The following is a 5,027-nucleotide window of genomic DNA, read 5'->3' as shown; positions in this document are numbered from 1 at the left end:
CAGACGATCTCGATCTCGTGTGCTCAACTTTAGCATCTCCTCGCTCCGTGGCAGGTGTCGCCGCCAGTGTGGGCGAACCTGCCCCGAAGGAGGACATTTCTATTTCAACCAACCCGGACATTTCTACTTCAACGCTACAGGACGTCCCGCCGGTTCTCTTCTCCATCCCCCTCTTCCGACGCATCTTGCGAGCGTAGGGTCCACGCGCTCCGTGCGCGAGTGTGCGGAGCGGCGGATTTTCCCGCGGCGGATCGCGAGAGAGGCGTGATGGACAGCGCGCAGGGATCGCCGGGATTGAGCCAGCGGACGCGGGACCGGTTCGAGATCGCCTCGAAGTCGATCGCGATCACCGGCGGGATCGTCTCCGCGATCGCCCTGATCATCACGCTGAACGGGACCTCGGCGCAGCGGGCGCGCGAGCTGCGCTGGAACCAGGCGAGGCTCGCGATGGCGTTCACCGACGCCATGCTGGACGACGCGCAGGCGTTCGATGCGCTGCGGATGATCGACTGGGACCGGCGCACGTACACCATCGGCGGCGGCCAGCCGGTGGTGATCGCCGCGGAGAACGTGCATCACGCGCTGGACGTGGGGAGCAACGACAGCCTCTCGGCGGGCGACACCTACGTGCGCGAGAGCTTCGACCGGCTCTTCTATCACCTCGGAAAGACCGAGCGCGCGCTGAGGTCAAACCTGATCGAGTTCGCGGACGTGCGGAGCCCGATCGACTACTACACGCCCATGCTGTTGGACCGGTACGGCGACGTCCTGATCCCCTACATGCAGCAGCTCGGGGACTGCGACGCCATGAACTTCCTGCACCGCTTCGACCCCCGCCGCGTTCCCGCCTGCACCCCACCGCCGCCATCTTCCCCGCGGAGGTGAGCGCTCCGTCATCGGCGCGGCGACCATATCCAAACAACAGAAAGTCTCACGCAGAGTCAGCAGAGTCAGCAGAGAACTGCGGTTTTACTGCTGACTCTGCTAACTCTGCGTGAGACAACAAGATCACTGGGTCCGGGCGGATGCTGGCCGGAGTGCGCCGAAGTTCAGTCCGGCCATGCTGACGCCGTCCAGAATCGCGACGGCGGCTTCATCTCCATCTCCCGCAGTAACTTAGCCCGCAGCCTCGCCTCCTCCCGCGCGGGTTCCCGACAGCGGCGCATCTCCACGCCATTCCCGTAAACATCATCCCATCAACATTTTACGCGATCGGCGAGTCCGGCCTGGGTCTCGCCTCTGCCGCGCGCGTCCATGCGGCGACTTCCGCGCGGGTTCCGGATCATCCCACGGCGCGACCCATCAACCGAGACACCGGCCATGCTGAACGGACGCATCATGATCGTGAGCGACCGCCCGGAGGTGATCGCCGAGCTGGAACCGATCATCCGCGCGGGGCACCACCTGCCGCTGACCGTGCCCGACGGCCGCGAGGCGCTGCAGACGCTGGACGAGGGCCTCGTCCCCGACATCGTGATCAGCGACCTGGGATGCGAGCGCGCGCTCGACGGGATCGACTACGTCTGGCGCTTCCGCGAGATGAACCGCGCCGGGCGCCACATGGTGGTGGTCGAGAACGGCGCGCCCTTCTCCGGCTTCACCCGCCCCACCCTCGGCGGCGACGGGGCCAGCCTCCCGCTGCTGGCGACGCCGCTCGCCCGGCCCTTCCGCACGCGCGAGGTGACGGAGCGGATCGACGACGCCATCCACCGCGTGGACGAGGACCTGCGCGCGCTGCGGGGCGAGATGTGGCGCGAGATGCAGCGGATGCAGAAGGCCATGCGCGAGATGCAGCGCGAGACGGTGAACGCGCTGGCCGCCACCGTGGCCGCGCGCGACCCCTACATGCACGGCCACGCCACCCGCGTCGCCGCGCTCTGCCGCGACGTGGCCGAGGCGCTCCACCTCTCGGCCGAGCGCACGGAGCTGCTGGAGACGGCGGCCATGCTGCACGAGATCGGCAAGGCGGGCGTGCCGCTGGAGCTGCTGCACAAGCCCGGGCCGCTCTCGCCGGCCGAGCTGGAGCAGATCCGCGGGCACGCGCGGACGGGCGCCTCCATCGTCGCCGGCGTCCCCGCGCTGCGGCGGGTGGCGCCGATCATCGAGCACCAGGGGACGGACTACGCGGAGCTGGGCGAGCACCTCGATCGCAAGTCCCCCGAGCACCTGATGGCGGGCATCCTCCGCGTGGTGGACGCGTACGACGCGATGGTCAGCCCCCGCAGCTACCGCGGGCCGATGAATCGCGAGTACTGGGAGGAAACGCTCAAGTCCGGGGCGGGAACGCGCTTCCACCCCGAGGCGGTGGCGGCGTTCCTGGCGCTCACCCCTGCCGCCCCACCTCCTGCAGCCCGTACTCCTTGATCTTGGCATGCAGCGTCGCCCGGCTGATCGCCAGCTTCTCGGCCGCCAGCGTGCGGTTGCCGCCGGTGAGGTGCAGCGTGCGCTCGATGTGGCGCCGCTCCACCTCCTCCAGCGTCAGCACCTCCCAGTCCTGCCGCTGCGCCCTGGGCGCGCCCGGCGCGCGCAGCTGCTCGGGAAGGTGCTCGGGGCCGATGCGGTCGGCGCCGCGCGCCAGCACCAGCGCGCGCTCGAGCGCGTTGCGCAGCTCGCGCACGTTTCCCGGCCAGCCGTAGGCCACGAGGTGGTCGAGCGCCTTCGCGGTCAGCTGCCCGGGACTGTCGGGATGGCGGCGATGGAGATCGCGGAGCGAGGCGTGGATCAGCTCCAGCACGTCCTCGCGCGAGCGCTCGCGGAGCGGGGGAATGGTGAGCGGGAAGACGGAGAGGCGGTAGAAGAGGTCCTCGCGGAACTTCCCCGCCTTCACCGACGCCTGCAGGTCGTGGTTCGTCGCCGCGATCAGGCGCACGTCCACCTCGATCTCCCGCGTCCCCCCCAGCCGGCGGAAGGCGCGCGTCTCCAGCACCTTGAGCAGCTTGGGCTGCAGCTCGGGCGCCAGGTCGCCGATCTCGTCCAGGAAGATGGTGCCGTGGTCGGCCACCTCGAACATCCCCCGCTTCATCTCCTTGGCGTCGGTGAACGCGCCCTTCTCGTGGCCGAAGAGCTCGGAGTCGAGGAAGGTAGCCGACAGCCCCGCGCAGTTGATCTCCACGAACGGTCCCCGTGCGCGGGGGCTGCGCGCGTGCAGCATCTGCGCGACGAAGCTCTTCCCCGTGCCGCTGTCGCCCAGGAGGAGGACGGAGGTGTGCGCGCTGGCGGCCACGAGGTCGACCTGGCGGGCGAGCTCCTGCATCCGCGCGCTGGCGCCCAGGACGCCCTGCCGGCTGCGCTCCTCCATCCGCTCGGCCAGCGTCTCGTTGGCGCGGCGCAGCTCCACCTTTTCCACCGCGCGCTCGGCCGCGGTCTGCAGGTGGGCGAAGTCGACGGGCTTGGTGAGGAAGCTTTCGGCGCCCAGCTGCATGGCCTCGACCGCCGTGTTCACCTCGGCCTGGCCGGTGAGCATCATGACGGTGGCGCCGCGGGCCACGAGAATCTCCAGCGTCTGCAGGCCGGAAAGCCCGGGAAGGTTCACGTCGAGAACGACGAGGTCCGGGCGCTGCGCCTCGAAGGTGCGGACCCCGTCCTCTCCCGACAGGGCTTGATAGACTTCCCACTCCTGGCGCTCGAAGAAGCGGGAGATGACGCGGACGACGGCTGGCTCGTCATCTACAAGCAGAACCGAACGGGGCATCGGGCCTCGAATTCGCAGGTCTGTTGCGCAGCGGACGGGATGGGCATCTCGCTGCCTGAATTTTCCGCCTACTTAGCGCCTTCGCGGTTACGGCGCAAGCGCGGGGTGAGACGGGACGGGGACGGGTTCATATGATCGACGACGTGGATCTCCGCGGGGCGCGCATCCTGGCGGCGGACGACGAGGAAACGAACCTGCGGGTGATGCGTCGCGTGCTGGAGCGCGCGGGCTTCACCGGCTTCACGGCCACGACCGACGCCGCGGAGGTGCTGCCGCTGTTCGAGCGGGTGCGGCCGGACCTGGTGGTGCTCGACCTGCACATGCCGGGGATGGGCGGCATGGAGGTGATCCGCCTCCTCCGCCCCGCGCTCGCGGCCGGCGAGTGGCTCCCCGTCCTCGTCGTCAGCGGCGACCTGGACCCCGAGGCGCGGCGCCGTGCGCTGGCCGACGGCGCGCGCGACTTCCTGGCCAAGCCGTACGACCCCGCCGAGGCGGTGCTGCGCATCCGCAACCTGCTGGAGATGCGCTTCCTGCACGCGCGCGTCCGCGAGCAGAACCGCGAGCTCGAGGAGAAGGTGGCGGCGCGCACCCGCGAGCTGGAGCTGGCGCAGGTGGAGGTTCTGGAGCGCCTGGCGCAGGCCGCCGAGCTGCGCGATGACGAGACCGGCGAGCACGTGCGCCGCGTGGGCGACCTGTGCGCCCGCATCGCCCGGGCGATGGGGCGCGACCAGGCGTTCGCCGAGATGCTGCGCCGCGCCGCCGCCCTGCACGACGTGGGGAAGATCGGCATCCCCGACGCCATCCTGCGCAAGCCCGGCGTGCTGTCGGCCGACGAGCGGGCGCGGATGAACACGCACACCACCATCGGCGCGCGGATCCTGGCGGGCGGCCGCAGCGAGCTGATGGCCATGGCCGAGCGCATCGCCCGCGCGCACCACGAGCGCTGGGACGGGCGCGGCTACCCCCAGGGCCTCTCCGGCGAGGCCATCCCGCCCGAGGCGCGGATCGTGGCGGTGGCCGACTTCTTCGACGCGCTCACCCACGACCGCCCGTACCGCCCCGCCTTCCCCGTGGCCGAGACGCTGCGGATGATCGAGCAGGAGGCCGGCACCCACTTCGACCCTGCCGTGGCCAGCGCGCTGCTGACGCTGCACGCCTGAGCCCCTCCCCCCGCGGACCCTCCCCCCGCGAGACCCTCCCCCCGCGAGACCCTCCCCCCGCGGCTGGGGCCGCGTACCCCCTCCCGATAACGGGAGGGGGTAACTTCGATCGCGCCGCCACAGCCGGTGGCGCACTCCGAAAGCTCGGTGCGACGCGATCGCGCCGTCTGGCCCCG

The 5,027-nt window shown here is 70.6% G+C and carries 4 protein-coding genes; 3 read left to right on the top strand and 1 reads right to left on the bottom strand.

Annotated features, from left to right (window positions below; genetic code table 11):
- Window positions 1–267: 267 nt before the first annotated feature.
- Together VF092_26195 and VF092_26190 are read left to right on the top strand one after the other, a co-directional pair.
- Window positions 268–885, top strand: coding sequence for a hypothetical protein (locus VF092_26195; protein ID HEX6750805.1), 618 nt, complete (start codon window positions 268–270; stop codon window positions 883–885).
- Between the two features lie 435 nt (window positions 886–1,320).
- The gene (locus VF092_26190; protein ID HEX6750804.1) at window positions 1,321–2,364 is read left to right on the top strand and encodes an HD domain-containing phosphohydrolase; all 1,044 of its coding nucleotides are present in this window, start codon (window positions 1,321–1,323) and stop codon (window positions 2,362–2,364) included.
- Here VF092_26190 and VF092_26185 read toward each other — a convergent pair.
- Complete coding sequence (locus VF092_26185; protein ID HEX6750803.1) at window positions 2,324–3,691, bottom strand: sigma-54 dependent transcriptional regulator; 1,368 nt, start codon at window positions 3,689–3,691, stop codon at window positions 2,324–2,326. The two genes, VF092_26190 and VF092_26185, sit on opposite strands and share 41 nt — an antisense overlap.
- Window positions 3,692–3,822: 131 nt before the next feature.
- Here VF092_26185 and VF092_26180 point away from each other — a divergent pair, with 131 nt between their 5' ends.
- A complete protein-coding gene (locus VF092_26180) occupies window positions 3,823–4,851 on the top strand; it encodes an HD domain-containing phosphohydrolase (protein ID HEX6750802.1) in 1,029 nt (342 codons plus the stop codon).
- Window positions 4,852–5,027: the final 176 nt, after the last annotated feature.

Origin of the sequence: Longimicrobium sp. (genome assembly GCA_036377595.1) — a bacterium.
Taxonomy (GTDB): Bacteria; Gemmatimonadota; Gemmatimonadetes; order Longimicrobiales; family Longimicrobiaceae; genus Longimicrobium.
This window is presented reverse-complemented; position numbering and strand designations above follow the sequence as displayed.

Bases quoted from the DNA above. Each gene is read 5' to 3' on its own strand.
- VF092_26195 (HEX6750805.1), top strand. From the start codon at position 268: ATGGACAGCGCGCAGGGATCGCCGGGATTGAGCCAGCGGACGCGGGAC.
- VF092_26190 (HEX6750804.1), top strand. From the start codon at position 1,321: ATGCTGAACGGACGCATCATGATCGTGAGCGACCGCCCGGAGGTGATC.
- VF092_26185 (HEX6750803.1), bottom strand. From the start codon at position 3,691: ATGCCCCGTTCGGTTCTGCTTGTAGATGACGAGCCAGCCGTCGTCCGC.
- VF092_26180 (HEX6750802.1), top strand. From the start codon at position 3,823: ATGATCGACGACGTGGATCTCCGCGGGGCGCGCATCCTGGCGGCGGAC.